This is a genomic window from Streptomyces chartreusis NRRL 3882, from assembly GCF_900236475.1.
GTDB lineage: Bacteria > Actinomycetota > Actinomycetes > Streptomycetales > Streptomycetaceae > Streptomyces > Streptomyces chartreusis_D.
On sequence record NZ_LT963352.1, the window covers coordinates 5,685,868 to 5,709,964 of the forward strand.

Below are 24,097 nucleotides of genomic sequence, written 5' to 3' on the forward strand. Positions count from 1 at the left end.
CCTCCGGCCGGCGGGGGCGGGGTGTCCGCTGGTGTGGATCATGGCCGCCACAGCACCCGGTGTTCGTCACGGCTGCCAGGACACGCGATGTTCGGCCAGATGCGCCAGCACCGCGTGATTCGCCTCCCACCCGTCCGGGAACTTCACCACGGTCCCCAGCTGCACCGGCTCCGTCGACGGATAGTCGTCCAGGAGGTCGGTCACCCCGGCGCGGCAGACGACGATGCAGGCGTGCCGGTGGCGGGAGGCCAGGACGCACAGGCGGCCCGTCTCCAGGTGGAAGGCCGTGGCGTCGGGGCGGCCGGAGAGGGGGTGCAGGACCACCGTGACGTCGTACTCGCGGCCCTGGAGCCGGTTGGCCGTGTCCACGACCACGTCGGTGACGCCGAGGTCGGCCAGGGCGGCACGTACCGCCGCCGCCTGGTCGCGGTGGGCCGTGCCGACGGCGATCCGGTCCGCGGTGAGGGGCGTCGGGTCCGCTGAGCGCTCCGAGGTCGCCGCGCCGCCCCGGTCCAGCAGGCGCCGTACCACCGTCGCCACCGCCCGTACCGCCTCCGGGTCCGTGCGCGGGGTGTGCCGGGCGGGCAGCTCCAGCAGGCCCCAGCCCGACTCGGCCGCCTCGTCGATCACCCGGTCGGGGCCGGAGCCGTCCGACGGCACGGCGAAGGAGAGGCGACGGTCGCCGTGGCCGGTGCCGCTGCGGAACGGCGTGTAGGGGTAGAAGGCGTCCGAGACCAGGGGAGCGGCGGAGGCCGGGAGCCGCCAGGACACCGGCAGACGGTGCTGGGGCAGGTCCGGGTTGTGCGCGAGCAGCGTCGTCACCGCCGAGGCCGACGGGTCGTAGGTGAGCCCCGCCCACTGCTCGCTGCCGACGATCGCGAACGGGTCGAGCTGCCCCGGGTCACCCACGAACAGCGCCCGCTCGAACAGCCCGGCCACGGCGAGCAGCGCGTCCGAGCGCATCTGGTACGCCTCGTCGACGATCGCGTACCGCCACGGCTCGTCGGCCTTCACATGCGCCCACTTCGCCGCCGTCGAGATCACCACGGCCAGCCCGGCGAGATCGGCCGCCTTCGCCGACTTGCGGACGTTCTCCAGGTCGTCGAGTGCCTTGTCGTAGGGGTCGGCGTCACTGCTGTGCAGCCGCCCCACCGGCAGTTCGGGGTTCTTCTCGGCGAGCCGCAGGACCAGGTCGTCGACCTGGGCGTTGGTCTGCGCCACCACCATCAGCGGATGGCCGGCCGCGGCCAGTTCCAGGGCCGCGCGGACCACGAGCGTGGACTTGCCCGCGCCGGGCGGGGAGTCGACGACGACACCGCGCGCGGTGCCGTGCAGCGTGTCGTGGAGGATCGCGTCGGTGGCCTGGGCCGCGGCGGCAGAGGGATCGAAGAGCGTCGTCACAGCAGGTCCTCCGCGGTCACCGGGTCGGCGGCCTCCAGGGTCGCCTCACCGGGCGGCCCGCCGTGCGTCCAGGGTGTCTCCTCCGGGTCGGGCAGCTTCGCGCCGCCCCGCTGCTCGTGCTCGAAGAGCGTGAAGCAGACCCGGTCGCCCTTCTCCGGCACCGACCCCGGCTCGGGCTCCTTGCCGCGGCCCATCTTGTCGAGGATCCGCAGGACGACGTACGCGCCGTCCTCCTCGGCCCCGACGAACTCCGCCGACTGCGGCTTCCCGGCCAGCGACCGGTACACCTTCGTCCGCTCCCCGAGATGCGGCCTGTCGTCCGTGTGGACCGTGACCAGGGGGCGCGGGCTGGGCCGCTTGCCCTCGCTGTACGCCATCACGACGTCCGTGACCTCACCCGCGAACGCCTCCCCGGACAGCCGCCGTCCCGCCATGACCAGCGGGTCGTCGAGAGCCTCCTGGGCCTCCAGCCGGGCCTGCTCGCGCTCACGCGTGGCGAGCTTGTTCGCCGCCGTGACCGCGTCGTCGCGGCGCGGCTGGGGCGGCTCGCCGGCCAGGACCCGGTCGCGGTGGCCCGTGAAGGACCAGCGGTCGCGGGTCCAGCGCTCCTCGACGTGCGCCCCCTCGGGCAGCTCCCGCAGCAGGTCCAGTCCCTGCCACACCTTCTCCCAGGTGGGCCGGGTGCGGCTGAGCACCAGGTCCCGGATCTCCCGCTCGGCGGCGGTCAGCGCACCGAGCCGGTCGTCGGCCTCCAGACCGTCCTCGGCGGCGGCCAGGGCCGTGCGGGCACGGTCGTAGCGCTCGATGGCCGGGGCGAGCAGCTTGTTGTCGAACGCCGGGTCGGTGGCGGGACCGGCCGGGGGACACGTCAGCTGGCCCTTCGCGTCCCGCTCCAACTCGGCCCGCAGCGCCGCCTCGGCGCCGGTCAGGCCCTCCGGCGGATCGATCCAGGCGAGGAGCGCCCCCAGGTGCTGATCCTCCAGCGTGGACTGCCCGGTCGCCCAGTGCCGTCCCAGTACGTCCGTCATGGCCAGCAGCAGTGAGGAGCCGGGCACCCGGGCCCGCTCCCCGAAGTGCGTCAGCCACCGCCCGAGCAGCGGCACCCGGGGCGGCGCCGGATACGGAGCCTCCGGCTCCTGCTCGGCCGTCCGCCGGAATCGCATGGAGCGCCCGAGCAGCCGCACCAGGTCGATACCCGCCCGGCTCGGCACGATCAGCTGCGGCGCGTCCGCGCACAGGTCGACCTCGACCTTGACCCGCTTGCCGGTCTCCGGGTCGGTCTCGGTGCGCTCGGCGGCCTCCACGACCTCGGCGTACGCGTCGACGTACGGCAGCACCACGTCGGCCAGTTCGGCCAGGAACGCGAACCTGAGGTCGCGGTCGCGGGGCTGCGGGACGACCAGCAGACGCGGCGCGTCCCGGTCGGTGCCGACCAGCGCACCGAGCGGGGCGCCGGCCTCACCGGCGGTGGTGAGCGGCACGAACACCAGCGGGTGGTCGGACAGGTGCCGGTGCCGGACCGTCGCGGCGGGCTGGGCGCGGCCCGTGCTGACGGCTTCGAGGCGGGCCAGCGTGGAGATCAGCGACACGCCGCCTCCAGTGCCTCGGCGCGCAGGGCCGCCGCCCGCCTGAGGGCCGACACCGCCGGGTCGCCGGGGTCGCCCGCCTCGCCGTGGGCCGCCGCGAGGACGTCCTCCACGGTCGTCAGCCCGCCCAGCTCCGCCCGCACCGGCCGCCCGAGCGAGGTCACCGCGCCCGTCTCGCGGGAGCGGGCCCGGCAGTGGAAGGCCAGCTCGCACGCCGACAGGCACTCCGGCGCGTACGTCGCCGGAACGGACTCGACGGCGGCCGTCAGCTCGTCGGCGGGCAGCTCGGGGGAGAAGCACGTGCCCTCGGGGAGCGCCTCGGCGATGTCCTCGATGCGGGTCAGCCGGTTCAGCTGGCGGGCCGTCACCGCACGCTGCTTGCGGATGTCCACGGCGGACGCGGCCGGCAGGTTGGAGAAGTCCTTGGGGCAGACGAGCAGGATCCGGTGCCGCACACGCGGGGACGGAGCCCTGTCCTGAACCCGGGCCGCGACCTCCTCCAGCGCCAGCACGTACACCGCCGCCTGCCGGGCCGCCGCCCCGACCTTCGCCGGGTCGGCCGAACCGTCCAGCAGCGGGAACGACTTGATCTCGACCACGGTCCAGCTGCCGTCCGGGTGCACCACCACCGCGTCCGGCTCCAGGAACGCGGGCGAGCCCGCGACGTCCAGCGCGAGCATCGGGTGGTCGAGCAGCGTCCACGCGCCCGGGTGCGCGGTGGCCTCCCGCAGCTCCAGCGCCGTACGGGCCGTACGCCCCTGGGGACCGGTGGCGGTCAGGTCGGGCACGCGCGCCTCGGCGGGCGGCTCGGCGGTCCGGTCCAGCTTCTCGTGGACCAGCCGCAGCAGCTCGGCGCCGCCGTCGGCCTTGACCTTCGCCTCGAAGGCGTTGCCCCGCGTGAGCGCGAACTGGGACTGCCCGAAGGCCGACGGCGAGCCCAGCGCGCTCGCCAGCGCCGCCTTGTTCACCCCGGCGCCGTCGAGGATCGCTCTCCGCGCACACCCGGGGTTGGCGGCCAGCGCCGCCAACGCGCGCGCGTCCAGGGCCTTCGCCGGTACGTCGGGACCGCGCAGCTCAGCGAGCCGGTGCCGGAGCGCCGTCCCCCGCGTCCTTGGGGGAGGCACTCGGCTCGGCTCCCGCTCCGAACCGCGACTCGCGCTGCCGTGGAATTCGCTCACCCGCGGAAGTCTGGCATCCGGCACTGACAATCGGGGAACCTGCGGCCGGAGATGCCTCCGTGACCGGCGCGGCACGCGGCACGAAACGCGCCCCGACCCGGTCCGCCGTGCGCATCACGACCGGCGCCAGCAGCAGTCCGACACCCATGACGGCCGCGCCCGCGACCGCGTCGAGGAAGTAGTGGTTGGCGGTGCCCATGACCACGATCGTCGTGATCAGCGGGTAGGCGACACCGGCGGCCTTCGCGGTGCGCGTACCGCCGTAGCGCCAGAGCATCACTCCGCACCACAGTGCCCAGCCCACGTGCAGGCTCGGCATGGCCGCGTACTGGTTGGTCATGCCGCCCATGCCGCGCGGCGCGCTCGCCGCGCCGCCCCACCAGCCGTAGGAGCTGTACTGCGCCATCGTGTCCACGAAGCCGTGGCTCGCGTCGAGGAGCCGGGGCGGGCAGGTCGGCAGCAGTGTGAAACCGATCAGGCCGATGAGGGTGGACGTCATCAGCCAGGTGCGCGCGGCGCGGTACCGCACCGCGCGGGAGCGGAACAGCCACACGAGGATCGCCGGCGTGACCAGGTAGTGCAGCGACGCGTACCAGAAGTCCGCCGGTATGCCTATCCACGCCTCCTGGGTGAAGAGGCGGTTGAGCGGGTGCTCGAAGTTGAGATACAGCGCCTTCTCGGCGCGCAGGAGCGCCAGGCCGTTGTCGACCGCCCCGGACACGTCGCCCCGGGCGAGGAGCCGGCCCGCCGTGTAGCACGCGTACACCAGCAGGATCAGCGGCAGCTCCGTCCACCAGCGGAGCCGGAGCGCAGGGGCCGCCTCGGTGCCCGGTGTCTCGGTGTGCGGCATCCGATCGCCCTCCCCCTTCGTCTCCACGCGGCGCCCGGCCGGTCGGTCGTGCCACTTTACGGCGTACGTGCGCGCCCTGGGGGCGCCCTCCGGACCTCAAAGACGCAGAGATCGCCCCCCGGGTTGCCCGCGACCAGCGTGCGCGATGATGGTGGAGTTCCGCTCGCGTTTTTCTCCCGGAAAGGTCCCCCATGGCTCCGCGCATCCTGCTGGCCCGGCACGGACAGACCGAGTGGTCGCTGTCCGGCAAGCACACCGGCAGGACCGACGTGCCGCTGCTGGAGGAGGGCCGGCGCGGGGCCAAGCTGCTCGGCGAGCGCCTGCACCGGGCGCCGTACGACGGCCTGCCCGGCGTCGAGGTGCGCACCAGCCCGCTGGCACGCGCGCGTGAGACCTGCGAACTGGCCGGCTTCGGCGACCGCGCGCGGGCGTGGGACGCGTTGCTGGAGTGGGACTACGGGGCGTACGAGGGCATGACGCCGGCGGACATCCAGGCCGTCCGGCCCGGCTGGTTCATCTGGCGCGACGGTGTTCCCGAGGGCGAGACCCTCGCCGGGATCACGGAGCGGGCGGACGAGGTGGTCTCCTGGGCGCGCGCCGAGGACCGGGACGTCCTGGTCTTCGCCCACGGGCACATCCTGCGCTCCATCGGGGCGCGGTGGCTGGGCCTGCCGATCGACTTCGCGGCGCGAATACGGCTGAATCCGACGTCGCTGTCGGTGCTCGGGTGGGCTTACGGGGAGCCGGCGATCGAGAGCTGGAACGATCTCGGCCATCTCGTGTAGCCGTGCCGCCCGCCGGGACGTGTGCCGTCCCGGCGGCACGACTGCCCGCCGCTAGGTCATCCTCGGCGACGACGCGTGCCTCTCCAAGAACGCCGACACCCCCGAAGTTCGCCGGTGTGGTGACAACACCCGTGCCGTAGCCGCCAGCATCGTCTGGATCCGGGACGACTGGACCTCCTCCAGCAGATCCAGCACCCGCATCCCCGCCACGGCGGCCTCGTCCGGCCGACCGCCCCGCGCGAGGTCGTCCGCCAGCTCCGCCGTGTACAGCGCGATGTTCCGCGTGAAGTGCGGATCCTGGAGCTCCGCCGCCCGCCGCGCGTGCCGTGCCGCCCGGGGCCAGTCGCCGAGCGTGGACCAGCACTGCGCCTCCAGGCCCTCCAGTTCGGCCTCTCCGTAGAAGGACATCCACTCGGGGTCGGCGTCCGAGGGGCCCCGATCGAAGAGGGCATGGGCCCGGGCCAGCGCCTGCTCGCAGCCGGCGCGGTCGGCGAGGCCCGCCCAGCCGCCCGCCTCGCGCAGCGCGAGCAGCGACATCAGCCGGGCCGAGCCCACGGGCCGGGCTACACGCTGCGCGGCCTGGGCGGCCCGGACCGCCTCGCGCGGCCGGCCCGCGTCGCGCGCGAGGAAGGCCGTGTTGCAGAAGGCGTGCGCCTCCAGGCCGGGATCGCCGGTCATCCGGGCGGTCGCCAGCGCCTCCGCGTAGTGGGAGCGGGCGTCGTCGAAGCGCCCGGAGTCGTGCGCCAGCCAGCCCACGGAGATGGCCAGTTCACCGGCGCCCGAGTAGAGCCGGTCCGCCGTCGTCTGCCGGGTCGTACCGGCGTCCAACAGGGCGTAGGCGGCACGCAGCGGGGCCGCGGCGCGGCGGTAGAGGCCATCGGCCCCGTGCCGGTCGTCGAGCAGCCGGATGCGGCGGACGGCTTCTTCCAGGGCGCCCGCGTCACTCGCCCCGGCGCGGCGCACGGGGCGCTGTGCCGCCGCGGCGTCGAGGGCGAGGCCGACGGGCCCCAGCGAGGCGGCGGCCACCGTGGCGCCCCCGCCGGTCATGAATGCGCGACGTAGCACGTCGCTCTCCTCGTAGGTGTCGTGCGGGTGGTACGGGTCGTACGGGTTCTGCGTTTCATACGGCTCGCACGCCCCGCTGGTCTCAGTCGTGGCGTTCGCCGGGGGGTTCGCGGTGCACATCAGGGGCGCGTCCTCGGTGTCGCGCGCCCGGCGTCCGCGTACCGACGAGCGGGGCGCGAACCCCAAGTCGGTGAGTGTGCGGCCAGGAAACATGTGCAGGAACACCCGTTCGTACGCGTAGTTGGGGCAGCGGATCTCGCCCGCCTCGACCCGGCCGATGTACCGCGCGTCACAGCTGACCTGCTCGCCGATCTCCAGAGCGGCCCGGCGGATCGCCGCGGCGAACTCGGCCGGCGAGCGCTGTCCGCGCAGGTGCCGGAAGGCGAGGTTGGGCCGCGGTGGCCGGTTGGGTTGAGACGAGGTCACCGTTGACGACGCCATGGCCGGGTCCTCTCGTGCGAACCGTCGAACCATGCCGGGTTTGGGGCGAGTTGTACGCATTGTCCCGTATGGTCTGCCCCGTGTCCGGCGAGCAAGAACGTACCTGCTGTGCCGGAGTCCTCACGCTGGGTTTGGCTACAAACCGGATATCTCATCCGTGATCTGCCATGAAGTGCCATCCTTTGCGGCTGACTTCCGCCGTAGCCGTTGACGGTCTGCCGCGTTGAACCCTGTGGACCGGGAGGCCCCCGACTCCCGACCGCTCGTCCAAGCAGGGGTTCCGTGGTGGAGGCCGGGATGGAGACCAGCCAGATCAACGATCCTCGTACACCGCCGAGCAGGCCGCCGAGCACGCCGCCGGCCGGCTGTGATGTCGTGACCGTGCCGGCACGGCAGGGGTTGGAGGCGGTCGACATCCTGCGGCGCGGGACCGGGGAAGCGGTCGGGCCCGTACTGCACGACGACGGCGGTGCCACACTGGGCTTCCTCGTGCCGCCGGGGACGGCCGCGGCGTGGGACGTGCCGGGGAGCACGTGCACGGGGACCGACGGACGCGGACTGCCCCTGGCCCCCGAGTCTCCGGTGGCGGGCTCGGACTGGCTGCTGCCGCCCGGGGAGGCGGACCTCGCGACGGACCCGGCGGTGCTGCGCAAGGCCCTCGGGGAGGCGGCCCGGACCATCAGGGCGGCGGACGGCTGCCGCTGAGGCGCCGAGGCACCGCCGCCCGGGGGAGCGTACGTCCTGCTTAACAGGCCGCCCCCGATAATGACCCAATGGGAAAGTCCAGGAGCGGCCGGCGCAGGCAGGCCGGTGCGGAAGCCGTCGTCGAGAGCGTCGACGGCGGGCTCGCCGAGCTCATCCCCGACCGCGACCGGGCCCGGGGCTGGACCCTGGTGATCGACGGGGCCCCGCAGTCGCACGTCGACCTGGACGACCCGGCGTACCTGTCCTTCGAGTACCAGCGCCGGCTCGGGCATGTCATCGACCTCGTCGCCCCGCCGGGCCGGCCCGTGCACGCCGTGCACCTCGGCGGCGGCGCGCTCACCCTCGCCCGCTACGTCGCCGCCACCCGGCCCCGCTCCACCCAGCAGGTCGTCGAACGGGACGCCGCCCTCGTGCAACTGGTCCGCCGCCGACTGCCGTTGGACGCGAACGCGCGCATCAGGGTGCGGTCCGTCGACGCCCGCGAGGGGCTCGCCAAGGTGCCGGACGGCTGGGCCGACCTGGTCATCACCGATGTGTTCAGCGGGGCCCGCACCCCGGCCCATCTGACCTCGACCGAGTTCCTCGACGACGTACGCAGGGCCCTCAAGCCCGGCGGGATCTACGCCGCCAACCTCGCCGACGGGCCGCCGCTGGCCCACCTGCGCGGCCAGATCGCCACCGCCGCCGCCCGTTTCGAACAGCTCGCGCTGGTCGCCGACCCGACGGTGCTGCGCGGCAAACGCTTCGGGAACGCCGTCCTGGTCGCCTCCGACCAGCCGTTGCCCGTCGCCGAACTGACCCGCCGCGCCGCCTCCGACCCGCACCCCGGCCGGGTCGAGTACGGCAGGACCCTCACCGACTTCACCGGCGGGGCCGCACCCGTCACGGACATCGCGGCGGTGGCGTCGCCCGCGCCGCCCGCTTCGGTGTTCCGGTGAGCCCGTACGGCACTCAGTAGGTCCCGATCTCCACGCGCGGCGGTCCGTCGTGCCAGGTGCAGAACACCGACACCCGGTCCGCGCCCGAGGAGAACTCCACGCGGATCCACGACTCCGTCTTCCACACCTGCATCGACCAGCCCGCACCGGGAGTGGCCGAGACGAGGGACGCGGAGGTCCTGCCCAGGTCGAAGACAGCCCGGCCGCCGTCGGTGTCGTAGCTCTTGACCTCGCCGGCGGCCGTGGAGGTGGCGGCGGGGGAGGGACTGGGCGGTTGTGTGGGGGGCGGGCTCGGCGTTCTGGCCGCGGGCGGTGCGCTCGGCGTCCGGCGCGGTCGCGGACTCGTCCGTTCCGACGGCGTGGCCGGGGCCTTCGACTCCTGCCTGGACGCTTCGGCCGCCTTGATGGGCAGGGCGCGCGGCGGGTCGTAGGCCGTGCCCGCCAGCACCGTGTGGACACCCCACCACGACAGCGTGACCGCCGCGCCCGTGGCGAGCAGCCAGGCCAGTACGTGCACGAGTCCTCTGCGCATCGCCGGTCATACTGCCTCACGTGTCCCACGCGTTGTCCCCGAACGGGAGTACGCGGGGGCCGGTCGTCCCCAGGCGGGGAGTTGTCCACAGGCCCGCACCCGGCTGTTCGAGATGGCGTACGGTGCGGCGCATGGCAAGTGTGCTCGTGGTCGAGGACGACCAGTTCGTACGCTCGGCGCTCATCCGGCACCTGACCGACGCCTCGCACACCGTACGCAGCGTGGGGACGGCACTGGAGGCGCTGCGCGAGGTCGCCCATGTCCGCTTCGACGTGGTGGTCCTGGACCTCGGGCTGCCCGATCTCGACGGGTCCGAGGCCCTGAAGATGCTGCGCGGCATCACGGACGTGCCGGTGATCGTCGCCACGGCCCGGGACGACGAGGCGGAGATCGTCCGGCTGCTGAACGCCGGGGCGGACGACTACCTGACCAAGCCCTTCTCGGTCGAGCACCTGTCGGCCCGGATGTCGGCCGTGCTGCGCCGCGCCCGCTCCGGCGCGGGAGAGGGGGAGGTGTCGGTGCTCCGGGTCGGCGGCCTGACCGTCGACCCGCTGCGCCGCCGGGCCGAGCTGGACGGTGCGCGGCTCGACCTGACCCGCCGCGAGTTCGACCTGCTCGCCTTCCTGGCCCGCCGGCCCGGTGTCGTCGTCCCCCGCAAGGAACTGCTCGCCGAGGTGTGGCAGCAGTCGTACGGCGACGACCAGACCATCGACGTCCATCTGTCCTGGCTGCGCAGGAAACTGGGCGAAACTGCCGCGAACCCCCGCTATCTGCACACCCTTCGGGGCGTCGGTGTGAAGCTCGAACCGCCGGGGGCGGAGGCGCCGCGATGAGGTGGGCCCTGGTCAAGGTGTCGCTGGCGGTGACCACCATGGTCGTGCTCGCCTTCGCGGTGCCGCTCGGACTCGTCATCCGCGAGATGGCCCGGGACCGCGCCTTCTCGGGCGCCGAGCGGGAGGCGGCGGTCGTCGCCCCGGCGTTGTCCATCACCACCGACCGCGACCAGCTCGAACGGGTCGTGGCCGCTGCCGGCTCCGACGCCGGGATGGCCGTGCACATACCGGCGGGTGACGGCCAGGAGGCCCTGGAGCTCGGGCGGCAGCGCGCCGCCGACGAGGACATCGCGGCCGTGCGGAAACTGGGCCGCGCCTCCACCACCGGCGTCGCAGGCGGCTCGACGCTGCTCCAGCCGGTCGCGCTCAGCACCGGCGAGATCGCGGTCGTCGAGGTGTACGTGCCGGAAGCCGAGGTCACCAACGGCGTGGGCACGGCCTGGGCGGTGCTCGCCGGGGTCGGTGTCGCGCTGGTCCTCGGCTCGGTCGCCGTCGCCGACCGGCTGGGCGTGCGGATGGTCCGGCCCGCCAAGCGCCTGGTCGAGGGGGCACGCGACCTCGGGGAGGGCGGGCTCGGCGCGCGCGTGCCCGAGGAGGGCCCGACCGAACTGCGGCTCGCCGCGGTGGCGTTCAACTCGATGGCCGACCAGGTCGTCCAACTGCTGGCGAACGAACGGGAGCTGGCGGCCGACCTGTCCCACCGGCTGCGCACGCCCCTGACCGTGCTGCGGCTCAACGCCGCCTCGCTCGGCGAGGGACCGGCCGCCGAGCAGACCCGGACCGCGGTCGAGCAGCTGGAGCGTGAGGTCGACACCATCATCCGTACGGCCCGGGAGGCCAAGCCGCAGACGGCCGCGGCCGGTCCGGGTGCCGGGTGCGACGCGGCCGAGGTGGTGCGGGAGCGGATGGCGTTCTGGTCGGCGCTCGCGGAGGACGAGGGCCGCAAGTGGCGGGTGGCCGGGGCCGACCGGCCGGTGCGCATACCCGTGGCCCGCGCCGACCTGGCCGCCGCGCTCGACGCGCTGCTGGGCAACGTCTTCCGGCACACCCCGGAGGGCACCGCCTTCGCGGTCGACGTGCACAACGGCGAGGACGCGGTGATCGTCCTCGTGTCCGACGCGGGGCCCGGCATATCCGACCCACAGGCCGCGATGGCGCGGGGCCGCGGCTCCGGGAGCGACGGCTCGACCGGGCTCGGCCTGGACATCGTGCGCCGGCTCGCGGAGTCGACCGGCGGGGACGTGCGGATCGGCTCCTCGGTGCTCGGCGGGACCGAGGTGCGGATCTGGATCCAGCTGGACGGGCGGGCGCCGGCGAGCAGCAGGGGGCACCGTGGGCCGGTGCGGCGCCGGCGGCGGGGCGGGCTGGTCGCTGCATACAACCGCTCCCGCTCTCTCTGACGGCTGCCTCTCTCTTCGGCCGGTCCTCCCGGTCCCGTCCCAGGACCTGATCCTCCCAGGACGTCTGGTGTTCACGGGTCGGTCACATTTCGACAAATGAAGTCGACGGCCCTTGACGCATGACCGGACACACGGCTGTTATTGCGCCACCGTGTTCGGTCAAGTTGATTTCTGGTCGATTAAGACCGGATTTCACGCCACACCCTCGTGGCCGAACCCTGCCCCCAGGAGCCGTTCATGCACGACCTCTCTCCTTCCGGACTCTCCCTCACCGCTCCCAGCCGCCGCACTCTGCTGCGCGGCATAGGTGGCGCGGCCCTGCTCGGTGCCGGCATACCCCTGCTGAGCGCCTGTGGCGGCAGCGGCACGGCCGCCGACCCGAAGACGGTCAGCCTCGGCTCGAACTCCTCGGACGCGGTGCCGAAGAAGGCGTTCGCCGAGATCTACGCCGCCTTCACGAAGAAGTCCGGCATCAAGGTCGACGTGAACACCAAGGACCACAACACGTTCCAGGAGCAGATCAACTCCTACCTCCAGGGCACGCCCGACGACGTCTTCACCTGGTTCGCCGGCTACCGCATGCAGTTCTTCGCGTCGAAGAAGCTGGCCACCCCGATCGACGACGTGTGGCAGAAGATCGGCGGGAACTTCCCCGAGGCGATGAAGAAGCTCAGCAAGGGCGAGGACGGCAAGTACTACTTCGTGCCGCTGTACACGTACCCGTGGGCGGTCTTCTACCGCAAGAGCGTCTTCGCCCAGCACGGCTACAAGGTCCCCACCACCTGGGACGACTTCGTCGCCCTGTGCAAGCGGATGCAGAAGGACGGGCTGGTCCCGATCGCCTTCGGCGACAAGGACGCCTGGCCCGCGATGGGCACCTTCGACCAGATCAACTTCCGCACCAACGGCTACGACTTCCACGTCGAGCTGATGGCCGGCAAGGCCGCCTGGACCGACCCCAAGGTGCGCAAGGTCTTCGACCACTGGACGGAGATCCTCCCCTACCACCAGGACGGCGCGGTGGGCCGCACCTGGCAGGACGCGGCCCAGACCCTGGTGGCGAAGAAGGCCGGCATGTATCTGCTGGGCACCTTCGTCGGCCAGCAGTTCACCAACAAGGCCGACCTGGACGACCTCGACTTCTTCGCCTTCCCGGAGATCGACCCGCAGTTCGGCCAGGACACCGTCGAGGCGCCCACCGACGGCTTCATGCTCTCCAAGGCCCCGAAGAACCACGACGGCGCCGTCAAGCTGCTGGAGTACCTGGGCACCCCCGAGGCCGAGCAGATCTACCTCAAGGCCGACTCGAGCGTGGTCGCCGCCTCCACCAAGGCCGACACCGCCTCCTACACCGCGCTCCAGAAGAAGTCCTTCGAGATGATCTCCAGCGCGAAGAGCCTCACGCAGTTCATGGACCGCGACTCCCGTCCGGACTTCACCTCCACGGTGATGCAGCCCGCGCTCCAGAACTTCATCCGCAACCCCAAGAACGTCGACAGCATCCTCTCGTCGATCGAGCGTCAGAAGAAGACGATCTTCGCGTCCTCATGAGCACCGACACCTCCACCGAGAACCCGGAGACGGTCCCCGCGCCGTCTCCGGGCGCCGCTCCCGCGAAGAGCTCGACGGGCCACCGTCGCCTGCTGACCCGCCGCGACCGCATCACGCTCGGCCTGATGGCGGGCGTGCCGACGATCCTGCACGTCGCCCTGGTGTGGCTGACGGCCCTCGCCTCCATCGCGCTGGCCTTCACCACCTGGGACGGCATCGGCTTCGACTCCATCAAGTGGGTCGGCCTGCAGAACTTCAAGGAGCTGTTCACCAGCAACCCGCAGTTCTGGCCCGCCGTCGAGCACAACGTCATCTGGTTCGTCGTGCTCATCCTGCTGCCCACGCCGTTCGGCCTGTTCCTGGCCGTGCAACTGGACAAGAAGATCCGGTTCAGCCGCGTCTACCAGACCGCGTTCTTCCTGCCGGTCGTGATGTCGCTGGCGGTCATCGGCTTCGTCTGGCAACTGATCTACAACCCCGACACCGGCCTGATCAACAGCCTCATCGGAGCCAACAAGCCCGGCCACTACATCGACTGGATCGGCGACCCGGACCTCAACCTCTGGGCCATCCTGGTCGCCGCCTCCTGGCGGCACGCCGGCTACATGATGATCCTCTACCTGGCCGGCCTGAAGAGCGTCGACCCGGCCCTGCGCGAGGCCTCCGCGCTGGACGGGGCCAACGAGTGGCAGACGTTCAAGAACGTCGTCTTCCCGACCCTGCGGCCCACCAACACCGTCGTCCTGGTCGTCACGATCATCGAGGCCTTGCGCGCCTTCGACCTGGTCTTCGTCTTCAACAAGGGCGCCCAGGGCACGGAGTTGCTGTCGATCCTGGTGACCAACAACATCATCGGCGAGTCCAGCCGGATCGGATACGGCTCCGCCATCGCGGTCGTCCTGCTGGTGATCTCGCTCGCGGTGATCATCCCGTACCTGATCGCCACCTTCCGGAAGGAGCGGCGCGCATGAGCACCGTCGCCGACGCTCACAAGCAGCGCACCCCCGTCCGCCCCGCCCGGATCCTGCTGCACACCTTCCTCGTCGTCACGGCGCTGGCCTGGCTGGCGCCCCTGCTGTGGGCGCTGCTCGCGGCGATGCGGCCCTACTCGGAGACCAGCACGAAGGGCTATGTCTCCTGGCCCGACAAGCTGAGCTTCGACAACTTCACCGCCGCCTTCCAGCAGTCGGACATGCTCCACTACTTCGGCAACACGCTGATCATCGCCGTGCCGGCCGTGCTGCTGACGCTGCTGCTGTCGTCGATGGTCGCCTTCTACGTCAGCCGCTTCGACTTCCGCCTCAACCTGGCCCTGCTGCTGGTCTTCACCGCCGGCAACCTGCTGCCCCAGCAGGTCATCATCACGCCGCTGTACCGGCTGTACCTGCTGATCGACCTGCCCGGCATCACGATGAGCGGCAAGCTCTACGACTCCGCGCTCGGCCTGGTCCTGATCCACGTGGCGTTCCAGTCCGGCTTCTGCGCGTTCGTGCTGAGCAACTACATGCGCTCGCTGCCGCACGAACTGACCGAGGCCGCCCTGGTCGACGGCGCCTCCGTCTGGCGCCTGTACTGGCAGATCGTGCTGCCGCTGTGCAAGCCCGCGATGGCCGCCCTCGCCACCCTGCTGTCCATCTGGATCTACAACGACTTCTTCTGGGCCATCGTCCTGATCTCCACCGGCGAGAACATGCCGATCACCTCGGCACTGAACAACCTCTCCGGGCAGTACTTCACCGACCCCAACCTGGTCGCCGCCGGAGCCCTGCTCACCGCGATCCCCACCCTCATCGTCTACTTCGTGCTCCAGCGCCAGTTCGTCAGCGGCCTGACCCTGGGCGCCAACAAGGGCTGACCTTTCCGAAAGAGAGCACCGTGCACCACCCCTTCACGCCGCTGGCCTCCGTGCCCGTCGACCTCCGCCAGGCCCGTGTCCACGAGGAGGGCTGGCAGTCCTGGAGCCCCAGCGGCGCCTACGCCCTGGGCGCGGCTCCCCACCGTCCGGCCAACGCCAACTGGGCCACGGTCTGCTACCGGCCCGGCGTCACCGTCCCCGCCGGCGTCTTCCAGGGCGAGGGCCTGCTCGCGCTCGACCCCGGCGACGGCGCACCGGTCCGGCTGTGGGCGGCGGCCGAGCCGACGCGCGAGGTGCCGTCGATCCGGCTCGCCGTACGGGACGGGGTCGCGGAGGTCGGTGCCGACGGCCCGGTGAAGGAGTGGACGGGCGAGGACGTCCAGTCGGTGCTGCGCGACTGGGCGGGCAGTCTCGGACTGGACGCCCCGCGCCCGGCGCCCAGCGTCTGGTGCTCCTGGTACGAGTACTTCACGGACGTCACCGAGGACGACATCCACGAGAACCTCCGCGCGATGGACACCCTCGACCTGCCCGTCGACGTCGTCCAGATCGACGACGGCTACCAGCAGGCACTCGGCGACTGGCTGACCCTCTCCGGACGCTTCCGCTCCCGCGCCGGAATCGCCGACAAGATCCGCTCCCGCGGCCGCCGCGCCGGCATCTGGACGGCTCCCTTCCTCGTCGACCCGGCGAGCGACCTGGCCGCCGAACACCCCGACTGGCTGGTCCGGGACACCGCCGGCGGCTTCGCCCACGCCGGCCGCAACTGGGGCCACGACCTGCGGGTCCTGGACACCACCCACCCGGACGCGGCGGCGTACCTGACCGAGGTCTTCACGACCCTGCGCGCCGAGGGCTACGACTACTTCAAGACCGACTTCCTCTACGCGGGCGCCCTGGCCGGCCTCCGCCACGCGGACGTCGACCCCCTGACGGCGTACCGCGGGGGCATCCGCCTGATCCGCGACGCGATCGGCCCGGACTCCTACCTCCTGGGCTGCGGCGCCCCGATGCTCCCCTCCATCGGCCTTTTCGACGCCATGCGCGTCAGCCCCGACACGGCCCCGCACCGCCGCCCCGAGGCGGACGACTACTCCCAGCCGGGCCAGGACCCGGCCGAGTTCACTGGCGCGGCCCGCCAGTGGCAGCACGACCGCCTCTGGACCAACGACCCCGACTGCCTGATGGCCCGCCCCGCTGTCGAGACCCGCGAACAGTGGGCGGCACACGTGGAGTCCACGGGCGGCCTGATGGCCTCCAGCGACCGCTTGCTGTCCCTGGACGAGTGGGGCGTGACGACGACCCGCCGACTGCTGACACCACGCGGCGTCTCCTGACATGCCGGGGCGCGGCACTCCCCTATCAGTGCCGCGCCCCGTCCCCCCGCCTCCGCAGTGGCTAGACCGCCTCCACCTCCGGCAGCGTGCCCGTCCGGGCCGCCCGGGCGTACCAGTGGGCGCTGGACTTCGGGGTGCGTTCGAGCGTCGCGTAGTCCACGTACACCGCGCCGAAGCGCTTGCCGTAGCCGTACGACCACTCGAAGTTGTCCATCAGGGACCACAGGAAGTAGCCGCGGACGTCCGCGCCGTCGGCGATCGCGCGGCGGACCGCCGACAGGTGGCCGTGCAGGTAGGCGACGCGCTCCGGGTCGTGCACCCGGCCGTCCGAGTCGACCTTGTCGTCGTAGGCCGCGCCGTTCTCGGTGATGTACAGCGGCAGGCCCGGTGCCTCCCGGGTGTAGCGCATGATTAGCTCGTGCAGGCCGGTCGGGTCGATCGTCCAGCCCATCTCGGTGCGGTCGCCGGGCGTCTGGTGGAAGGCGACGTCGTCCGCGGCCGGCCAGGGCGAGTGGTCGCTGGAGCCGTGGCCGTCGGCGCGGGGTTCCTTCGCCGCCGGGTCGGCCGCCGAGACCAGCGAGGGCGTGTAGTAGTTGAGGCCCAGCGCGTCCAGCGGCTGGTTGATCAGCGTCAGGTCGCCGTCGAGGACGTGGTTCCAGTCCGTGAGCTCCGCCGTCGCCACGTACAGCGACTCCGGGTAGGCGCCGTGCAGGATCGGGCCGTGGAAGACGCCGTTGGCCAGGTCGTCGATCTTCCGGGCCGCCGCCAGGTCCGCCGGGCTCTGCGAAAGCGGCCTGACCACCGAGGAGTTGAGGCTGATGGCCACCGTGTTGCGGGCCGGCATCACCGACCGCAGCGCCGACGCGCCCAGCCCGTGCGCCAGGTTCAGATGGTGCGCGGCACGCAGCGACGCCGCCGGATCCGTCCGGCCCGGGGCGTGCACCCCGGAGGCATAGCCCAGGAACGCGCTGCACCACGGCTCGTTGAGCGTCATCCACTGCTCGACCCGGTCGCCCAGCGCCTCGCCGACGATCTGCGCGTACTCCGCGAAACGGTACGCCGTGTCACGCTCCGGCCAGCCGCCCGCGTCCTCCAGCTCCTGCGGCAGGTCCCAGTGGTAGAGCGTGACGGCCGGCCTGATGCCCTTGGACAGCAGCTCGTCGACCAGCCGGCGGTAGAAGTCCAGGCCCTTCTGGACGGCCGGACCCCGGCCGGTCGGCTGCACCCGCGACCACGAGACGGAGAAGCGGTAGGCGCCCAGGCCCAGCTCCGCCATCAGGGCCACGTCCTCGCGGTAGCGGTGGTAGTGGTCGACAGCGATGTCACCGTGGTCGCCGCCGGCCGTCTTGCCCGGCGTATGGCTGAAGGTGTCCCAGATCGACGGCGTACGGCCGTCCTCCCGCACCGCGCCCTCGATCTGGTACGCGGAGGTCGCCGCGCCCCAGAGGAAGGCGGGAGGGAAGGTCACCGCAGCGGCCGGGTTCTCGGAGTCAGGCATGGAAGCGCTCCCATTGGAGGTCGTGGAGAGGCGAGGGGGGAAGAGGGAGGGGGGAGGAGGGAGGAACAGGGGCCGGGGCGGCGCTGACCCGGCACCCTGGAAGAACCCTGGGAGAACGGACGAGGCGTCAGCCCTTGACGGCGCCCTGCATGATGCCGCCCACGATCTGCTTGCCGAAGATCGCGAAGACCAGCAGCAGCGGCAGCGTGCCCAGCAGCGCGCCCGCCATGATCAGGGACTGGTCGGGCGTGTAGCCGCGGCCCAGGCCCGCGACCGCGACCTGCACGGTCGGGTTGCCCATCTGGGTCAGCACCAGGAACGGCCACATGAAGTCGTTCCACGTCTGCACGAACGTCAGCATCCCGAGCACGGCCATCGCCGGCCGGGCAGCCGGGAACACCACGTGCCAGACCACGCGCCAGCTGCTCGCCCCGTCGACCCGGGCGGCCTCGATGATCTCGTCCGGCAGCGCCTGGATCAGGTACTGCCGCATGAAGAACACACCGAACGCGCTGACCAGCGAGGGGAAGATCACCGCCTGCAACTGGTCCGTCCAGTCGAGCTTGGCGACCATCATGTACAGCGGGATCACGCTCAGCTGCGGCGGCACCATCATCGTGCCGATCACGATCAGCATCAGCGCGCCCCGGCCCCTGAACCGCAGCTTGGCGAAGGCGAAACCGGCGATCGTCGACAGGAAGACGACGACCAGCGCCGAAACACCCGCCACGATCGTGGTGTTGAAGAACGCCTCACCCAGATTGGCTTCATTCCAGGCGATCTCCAGCTTGTCGAACAGGCCGGAGCCGAACCAGAACGGCGGCGGCGTCTGCGCGAGCCGCTGGTTGTCACGGGAGGCGGCGATCGCCGTCCACACCAGCGGGAAGAGCGAGACGATGGTGAACACGATGAGGATCGCGTAGGCGATCGGACCGCCGTGCAGCTGCCCGCCGGCCCGTGCCGACTTCGGCAGACGCGGGCGTTTGGACTCTTTCGCGGGCGCACCGGGCGGCGGCGCGTCGGGGGGCGTCACAGTCGTCGTCACGGCCACCACTCCTTAACTACTGGCGCGCAGCCGGCGCGAGATGACGTAGTTGACGACCCCGATGACGATCAGGATCAGGAACATCGTCCAGGCGATCGCCGAGGCACGGCCCAGGTGCTGGGCGACCCAGCCCTGCTCGTACAGATACAGACCGAGCGTCTGGAACTGGTGCTCCGCGCCGCCGGACGTGCCCTTGTTGGCGTCGAAGAGCAGCGGCTCGCCGAAGACCTGGCTCGCGCCGATCGTCGACACGACACACGTGAACAGGATCGTCGGTCGCAGTGCCGGCAGCGTCACGTGGATGAACTGCTGCCAGCGGTTGGCCCCGTCCAGCGCCGCCGACTCGTACAGGTCCTGCGGGATCGCCTGCATCGCGGCCAGGTAGATCAGCGCGTTGTAGCCGGTCCAGCGCCAGATGATGATCGACGAGACGGCGATCTGCGAGGGCCACTTGTCGTTCTGCCAGTCGACCGGGTTGATGCCGACCATGTCGAGCGCCCAGTTGATCATGCCGTAGTCACGGCCGAAGAGCAGCACGAACACCAGCGAGGCGGCGGCGATCGACGTCGCGTACGGCGCGAGCATCACGACCCGGAAGAAGGTCGAGGCCCGCAGCTTGTAGTTGAGGATGTGGGCGATGCCCATCGCCATCAGCAGCTGCGGGACGGTGGAGATGATGCCGATGGTCAGGGTGTTCTTCGCCGCGTTCCAGAAGAACTCGTCGTCGAAGATCCGGGTGTAGTTGCGCAGCCCGACCCAGTTCATGTCGGTCGGCGCGGTCAGCTCCACCTGGTGCAGCGAGGCCCAGCCCGTGTAGATCAGCGGGAACAGGCCGAACGCGATGAACAGCAGGAAGAACGGGGAGACGAAGGCGTACGGGCTCCAGCGGATGTCCCGCTGCCAGCGGCGGGACAGCCGGTCCCGGCGCCGGCGCTCCTTCTCCACGGCCGCGGCGTCCCCGGGCGGGCGGCCCGGGGCCGCGCCCCCCTCCACGGGGGGCGCGGCGGTGTCGTGACGGGTGGCCATACGGGTCACTGGTCCAGCTTGTTGTCGATGGTCTTGACCGCGGAGTCCCAGGCCTCCTGGGCGGACTTGCCCTTCGTGGCGAGGATGACGCCGTTGTCCGTCAGGCCCTGCATGATGATCTGGTCCTTCGGGCCGATCACCTGCTCCGGGGCGGCCTTGGCGGCCTCCGCGAAGACCGGGCCGATCTTCTGGTCACCGGTCATCTCGTTCGTCGCGCCGGTCACCTCGGGCATGGTGTAGGCGGACGGGGCGCTCGGGAAGCTGGCCTGCACCTTGAACAGCTTCGCCTGCTGCTCCGGCGCGGTCAGCCAGGTCACGAACTTCTGGGCCTCCTTCACGTGCTTGCCGCTCTTCGGCACGGTGAGGAAGGTGCCGCCCCAGTTGCCGCCCTTGGGCGCGGTGGCCACGGCCCACTTGCCGGCGGCCTCGGGCTTGGCGTTGCCCTTGATCGTGCCGAGCATCCACGGCGGGCAGGCGATCGCGGCGAACTTGTTGTTGGCGATCGTGGAGTTCCAGCCCGGCTGGAACTGCGTCTGCGACTGGACGAGGCCCTTCGCGGCGGCCTCCGCGGTCAGGTTGAAGGCGGCCTTGACGGCCGGGTTGGTCTTGTAGATGACCTTCCCGGAGGCGTCGTAGAACTTCTCCTTCTCGCTGCCCAGGATGGCCTGGATCAAACCGCCGGGGGAGTCCATGAAGAAGGTGCCCTTGGGGGCCTTGGACTTGTAGCGCTCACCGACTTCGACGAGCTTGGCCCAGTCACCGGCCCACAGCTTGCCGACCTCGGCCGGGTCGGTGGGCAGACCGGCCTGCTTGAAGAGGTCCGTGCGGTAACAGATCGCCATCGGGCCGACGTCGGTGCCGAGGCCGATCGTCCTGCCGTCCTTGGTGGTGGCCTGCTGCCACTTCCAGGGCAGCCACTTGCTCTTGTCGACGCCCGGAGCCTTCGACATGTCCTCGAGCTTGTCGGCCTGGGTCGCCGTGACCTCGGCGATGTTGGCGACTTCGACGGCCTGGACGTCCAGCAGACCGCTGTTCGTGGTGAGGTGGTTCAGCAGCGCCGGGTAGTAGTTCTCGTTCCGCTCGACGACGTTCTCGGCGATCTTGATCTTCGGGTTGAGCTTCTCGTACTCGGCGTAGAGGCCGGCTTCCTTGAAGCCCATGGTGCCGAAGAGCCCCACGGAGATCGTCGTCTTGCCGCCGCCGTCGCCGGACGAGGAACCGGAACTGTCGTCTCCGCCGTCGTCGGCACAGCCGGCCAGCAGCCCGGCGCCCAGCGATGCGACGGCCGCGACGACCATCGCCTTGCGGGCGGTTCGGATGCGTGCTCGCATGTCGTCCTCCTGTTGCCCTGACGTGCCGACCCCCCGGCCAACTGCATTGTTGGACCCGTTTTTACTCGCTGCGGCTCGGGTGGGGAACGTGCGGGTTGTGTATGTGTCAGGTACTGTGGGAGCGCTCCCACCGGTGATGTGTTGAAGGTTCTCCGGTCGGGGCGGGGGTGTCAAGGGACCGGACAGCGAGAGATGCGTTCAGTTATCGGGCTGTTAACTGGACCCGGGCCGCAGTTTGTCGCGGCCCCGGACGGCGGTATCAGGCCAGTCGAACCTGCCCCCCGGCCGAAGCGGAAGGCCGGGGGCGGCAGGCCTCGGCAGCGGTCACTCCAGCCGGCGAGCCTGTTAAATTCCAGGCCAGCCGCAGAGTGCGGGTGTGGACGGGAAGGCGGAGCCCATGGCAAGCCACGGAGCGCGGGGCCGAAGCGGTGGCCGGCCCACCCTCGAAGAGGTGGCGGCGCGCGCCGGTGTCGGCCGCGGCACGGTGTCCCGGGTGATCAACGGTTCGCCCCGGGTCAGCGACGCGACCCGTGCGGCCGTCGAGGCGGCGGTCGCCGAGCTCGGCTACGTCCCGAACACCGCGGCCCGCGCCCTGGCCGCCAACCGCACGGACGCGATCGCCCTGGTCGTCCCCGAGCCGGAGACCCGGTTCTTCGCGGAGCCGTACTTCTCGGACATGCTGAAGGGTGTCGGGGCGGAGCTGTCCGAGACGCAGATGCAGCTGCTGCTGATCTTCGCGGGCAGCGACCGCGAACGCCGCCGTCTCGCCCAGTACCTGGCCGCCCACCGGGTGGACGGCGTCCTGCTGGTCTCGGTCCACGCGGACGATCCGCTGCCCGACCTGCTGTCCCAGCTGGACATCCCGGCGGTGATCAGCGGCCCGCGATCGGCGGGGGAGACGCTGCCGTCGGTCGACTCGGACAACTACGGCGGCGCCCGGCAGGCCGTCGAGCACCTGCTCTCCCGCGGCCGCCGCCGGGTGGCCCACATCACCGGCCGCCTCGACGTCTACGGCGCCCAGCGCCGCATCGACGGCTACCGCGACGCGCTGAGCGACGCGGGCCACGAGGCCGACGAGGCGCTGATCGAGCCGGGCGACTTCACGGAGGAGGGCGGCAGCCGTGCCATGGCGGCGCTGCTGGAGCGCCGGCCCGACCTGGACGCGGTCTTCGCCGGCTCCGACGTCACCGCGGCCGGTGCCCGCCATGCGCTGCGCGAGGCGGGGCGCCGCATCCCCGACGACGTGGCGCTCGTCGGCTACGACGACTCCGCCATCGCCCGCCACATGGAACCGCCCCTGACCAGCGTCCGCCAGCCCATCGAGGAGATGGGCCGCCGGATGATAGACCTCCTCCTCACGGAGGTCGCCGACCGCCGCCCCCTGGCGTCCCGGGGGCTGGACCGACGGCAGGTGGTCCTGGCCACGGAGCTGGTGCCCCGGTCGTCGTCGTGACGCCGCATCCCCTGCTGGAGATCACCGAGGTCGCTCGGACCGAGCCGTATCTGCGCACGGTGGGCGAGGTCTTCCGGGCCTTCCGCGACCAGGACTCGGGCTGCGTGTCGTACGGGGTCCGGCTCGCCGACGGGGAACGCTGGTTCGTGAAGGAGGCGACGACCGACGCCGCCGAGCGGTCGCTGCACCGCGCCTGGGCCTTCCACCGGGCGGTACGGCATCCGGCGATCGTCCCCCAACTGCACCGGTTCGCCACGGGGGACGGACGTACGGCGGTGGTGCTGCCCTGGCGCCGAGGCGAGTCCCTGTACTCGCCCGCGTCGCTGCGGCACGCAGGTCCTCTGGCCCGCTTCCAGGACCTCCCCGTCCCCCGGGTGCTGCGGACCATCGGCCATCTCCTGGATGCCCACCTGGCGGTGGAGGCCGCGGGATTCGTCGCCGTCGACCTCTACGACGGCGCGTTCCTCTACGACTTCGACGCCGGCGAACTCCACCTGATCGACCTGGACGAGTACCGCCCGGGCCCGTTCGTGCTCCAGGCGGACCGCCTGCCGGGCTCACGGCGCTTCATGGCCCCGGAGGAATGGCAACGCGGCTCGACGATCGACACCCGCACCACCGTGCACGCCCTGGGCCGCGCCATTCGCCTCCTGCTGAACACGGCCGGCGAGAAGCCCACGTGGCGAGGGACGGCGGCCCAACTGGCGCTCGTGCAACGGGCCACGCGCACGGACCCGGCCGAACGCTTCACGAGCGTGGCGGAGCTGACGGCGGCGTGGCGCCGCTCGGCGCACGGAGCCCCGGGCACCGCCGCATGACGTCCACGCCGTCCGGCACGAACGCCCACCGCCGCAGCGCCTCCTGAAGCTCCCGCTCCCCGACCCAGCCGTGCCAGGCGATCTCGGCCGGGTCGGGAGCGAGGGGCTCGGCGACGACCGCCTCGTGCACGCCCAGCCAGTACGGGCTGATCGCCCCTCGCAACAGGAACTTGAAGACGAACCGCACCTGCACCCGAACCCCCAGCTCCTCGGCCAGCTCCCGGACCGCGGCCTCCTCGTACGTCTCCCCGACCTCGACGCCCCCGCCGACCAGCCAGTCGTAGTGGCCCGGGAACCGGGACACGTGCTCCGGCCTCCGGTACACCAGCACCCGTCCCCACGGGTCACGGCAGACCGTGGTCGCGACCCGGTGCAGCCAGCCGTGCCGGATCGCCTCGTCCCGGTCGACGACCCCGATCACCCTGTCCCGCTCGTCGACCCGCTCCACCGGCTCACCCATGGCGTCACG

The 24,097-nt window shown here is 71.7% G+C and carries 22 protein-coding genes; 11 read left to right on the forward strand and 11 right to left on the reverse strand.

Translation table 11 applies throughout. The annotated features are described in order from the left end of the window. Positions 1 to 66: 66 nt before the first annotated feature. The 4 genes from SCNRRL3882_RS25785 to SCNRRL3882_RS25800 are packed head-to-tail and all read right to left on the reverse strand — an operon-like array spanning position 67 to position 5,015. Positions 67 to 1,401 carry an AAA family ATPase gene (locus SCNRRL3882_RS25785; protein ID WP_010047935.1) on the reverse strand — a complete coding sequence of 445 codons (1,335 nt, stop codon included), beginning with the start codon at positions 1,399 to 1,401 and terminating at the stop codon, positions 67 to 69. Then, positions 1,398 to 2,990, reverse strand: coding sequence for a hypothetical protein (locus tag SCNRRL3882_RS25790; RefSeq protein ID WP_010047933.1), 1,593 nt, complete (start codon positions 2,988 to 2,990; stop codon positions 1,398 to 1,400). Before SCNRRL3882_RS25790 ends, SCNRRL3882_RS25785 begins: the two co-directional genes overlap by 4 nt. Further along, positions 2,981 to 4,111, reverse strand: coding sequence for a hypothetical protein (locus tag SCNRRL3882_RS25795; protein ID WP_029181744.1), 1,131 nt, complete (start codon positions 4,109 to 4,111; stop codon positions 2,981 to 2,983). Before SCNRRL3882_RS25795 ends, SCNRRL3882_RS25790 begins: the two co-directional genes overlap by 10 nt. Then, on the reverse strand, positions 4,062 to 5,015 hold the full coding sequence (locus SCNRRL3882_RS25800) for a phosphatase PAP2 family protein (protein ID WP_010047928.1): 954 nt from the start codon (positions 5,013 to 5,015) through the stop codon (positions 4,062 to 4,064). Before SCNRRL3882_RS25800 ends, SCNRRL3882_RS25795 begins: the two co-directional genes overlap by 50 nt. A 191-nt stretch (positions 5,016 to 5,206) precedes the next feature. Between SCNRRL3882_RS25800 and SCNRRL3882_RS25805 the strand changes: the two genes are divergently transcribed. Continuing rightward, a complete protein-coding gene (locus SCNRRL3882_RS25805) occupies positions 5,207 to 5,800 on the forward strand; it encodes a histidine phosphatase family protein (RefSeq protein ID WP_010047927.1) in 594 nt (197 codons plus the stop codon). A gap of 51 nt (positions 5,801 to 5,851) precedes the next feature. Here SCNRRL3882_RS25805 and SCNRRL3882_RS25810 read toward each other — a convergent pair whose 3' ends face one another. Then, positions 5,852 to 7,306 (reverse strand): hypothetical protein, encoded by a 1,455-nt coding sequence (locus SCNRRL3882_RS25810; protein WP_010047926.1) that lies wholly within the window; start codon positions 7,304 to 7,306, stop codon positions 5,852 to 5,854. A gap of 297 nt (positions 7,307 to 7,603) precedes the next feature. Between SCNRRL3882_RS25810 and SCNRRL3882_RS25815 the strand changes: the two genes are divergently transcribed. Together SCNRRL3882_RS25815 and SCNRRL3882_RS25820 are read left to right on the forward strand one after the other, a co-directional pair. Next, positions 7,604 to 8,011, forward strand: coding sequence for a hypothetical protein (locus SCNRRL3882_RS25815; protein WP_010047925.1), 408 nt, complete (start codon positions 7,604 to 7,606; stop codon positions 8,009 to 8,011). 68 nt (positions 8,012 to 8,079) lie between these two features. Further along, positions 8,080 to 8,949 (forward strand): spermidine synthase, encoded by an 870-nt coding sequence (locus SCNRRL3882_RS25820; protein WP_010047923.1) that lies wholly within the window; start codon positions 8,080 to 8,082, stop codon positions 8,947 to 8,949. Positions 8,950 to 8,962: 13 nt separating this feature from the next. Here the strand turns inward: SCNRRL3882_RS25820 and SCNRRL3882_RS25825 are convergent, their stop codons facing one another. After that, positions 8,963 to 9,481, reverse strand: a complete 519-nt coding sequence (locus tag SCNRRL3882_RS25825; RefSeq protein ID WP_029181742.1) for a hypothetical protein — start codon at positions 9,479 to 9,481, stop codon at positions 8,963 to 8,965. Between the two features lie 131 nt (positions 9,482 to 9,612). Here SCNRRL3882_RS25825 and SCNRRL3882_RS25830 point away from each other — a divergent pair, with 131 nt between their 5' ends. The 6 genes from SCNRRL3882_RS25830 (at position 9,613) to SCNRRL3882_RS25855 (ending at position 16,457) form a co-directional block, all read left to right on the forward strand. Continuing rightward, the gene (locus SCNRRL3882_RS25830; protein WP_010047919.1) at positions 9,613 to 10,314 is read left to right on the forward strand and encodes a response regulator transcription factor; all 702 of its coding nucleotides are present in this window, start codon (positions 9,613 to 9,615) and stop codon (positions 10,312 to 10,314) included. Then, complete coding sequence (locus SCNRRL3882_RS25835) at positions 10,311 to 11,714, forward strand: sensor histidine kinase (protein WP_010047917.1); 1,404 nt, start codon at positions 10,311 to 10,313, stop codon at positions 11,712 to 11,714. Before SCNRRL3882_RS25830 ends, SCNRRL3882_RS25835 begins: the two co-directional genes overlap by 4 nt. A 237-nt stretch (positions 11,715 to 11,951) precedes the next feature. Next, positions 11,952 to 13,265: an ABC transporter substrate-binding protein gene (locus SCNRRL3882_RS25840; protein WP_029181741.1), complete on the forward strand. Its 1,314-nt coding sequence runs from the start codon at positions 11,952 to 11,954 to the stop codon at positions 13,263 to 13,265. Beyond that, a complete protein-coding gene (locus SCNRRL3882_RS25845) occupies positions 13,262 to 14,236 on the forward strand; it encodes a carbohydrate ABC transporter permease (protein WP_010047913.1) in 975 nt (324 codons plus the stop codon). Before SCNRRL3882_RS25840 ends, SCNRRL3882_RS25845 begins: the two co-directional genes overlap by 4 nt. Then, positions 14,233 to 15,120 carry a carbohydrate ABC transporter permease gene (locus SCNRRL3882_RS25850; protein WP_010047911.1) on the forward strand — a complete coding sequence of 296 codons (888 nt, stop codon included), beginning with the start codon at positions 14,233 to 14,235 and terminating at the stop codon, positions 15,118 to 15,120. The genes SCNRRL3882_RS25845 and SCNRRL3882_RS25850 overlap by 4 nt, the downstream gene beginning before the upstream one ends. Positions 15,121 to 15,140: 20 nt before the next feature. Further along, positions 15,141 to 16,457, forward strand: coding sequence for a glycoside hydrolase family 36 protein (locus SCNRRL3882_RS25855; RefSeq protein ID WP_010047908.1), 1,317 nt, complete (start codon positions 15,141 to 15,143; stop codon positions 16,455 to 16,457). Positions 16,458 to 16,518: 61 nt separating this feature from the next. Here SCNRRL3882_RS25855 and SCNRRL3882_RS25860 read toward each other — a convergent pair whose 3' ends face one another. From SCNRRL3882_RS25860 to SCNRRL3882_RS25875, 4 genes are all read right to left on the reverse strand, one after another. After that, positions 16,519 to 17,955: a GH1 family beta-glucosidase gene (locus tag SCNRRL3882_RS25860; protein ID WP_010047906.1), complete on the reverse strand. Its 1,437-nt coding sequence runs from the start codon at positions 17,953 to 17,955 to the stop codon at positions 16,519 to 16,521. Between the two features lie 127 nt (positions 17,956 to 18,082). Beyond that, positions 18,083 to 19,000: a carbohydrate ABC transporter permease gene (locus SCNRRL3882_RS25865; protein WP_029181740.1), complete on the reverse strand. Its 918-nt coding sequence runs from the start codon at positions 18,998 to 19,000 to the stop codon at positions 18,083 to 18,085. 12 nt (positions 19,001 to 19,012) lie between these two features. Then, entirely contained in the window at positions 19,013 to 20,026 is a 1,014-nt protein-coding gene (locus SCNRRL3882_RS25870; RefSeq protein ID WP_010047904.1) for a carbohydrate ABC transporter permease, read from the reverse strand. A 5-nt stretch (positions 20,027 to 20,031) separates the two neighbouring features. Beyond that, the gene (locus SCNRRL3882_RS25875; protein ID WP_010047903.1) at positions 20,032 to 21,357 is read right to left on the reverse strand and encodes an ABC transporter substrate-binding protein; all 1,326 of its coding nucleotides are present in this window, start codon (positions 21,355 to 21,357) and stop codon (positions 20,032 to 20,034) included. Positions 21,358 to 21,754: 397 nt separating this feature from the next. Between SCNRRL3882_RS25875 and SCNRRL3882_RS25880 the strand changes: the two genes are divergently transcribed. Continuing rightward, the gene (locus SCNRRL3882_RS25880; protein WP_010047902.1) at positions 21,755 to 22,810 is read left to right on the forward strand and encodes a LacI family DNA-binding transcriptional regulator; all 1,056 of its coding nucleotides are present in this window, start codon (positions 21,755 to 21,757) and stop codon (positions 22,808 to 22,810) included. After that, a complete protein-coding gene (locus tag SCNRRL3882_RS25885) occupies positions 22,807 to 23,628 on the forward strand; it encodes a serine/threonine-protein kinase (protein ID WP_010047900.1) in 822 nt (273 codons plus the stop codon). The genes SCNRRL3882_RS25880 and SCNRRL3882_RS25885 overlap by 4 nt, the downstream gene beginning before the upstream one ends. On the opposite strand, the gene SCNRRL3882_RS25890 is transcribed toward SCNRRL3882_RS25885, so the two are convergent. Then, positions 23,558 to 24,088, reverse strand: a complete 531-nt coding sequence (locus SCNRRL3882_RS25890) for an NUDIX hydrolase (RefSeq protein WP_040904347.1) — start codon at positions 24,086 to 24,088, stop codon at positions 23,558 to 23,560. The genes SCNRRL3882_RS25885 and SCNRRL3882_RS25890 overlap by 71 nt on opposite strands. Between the last annotated feature and the right edge of the window lie 9 nt (positions 24,089 to 24,097).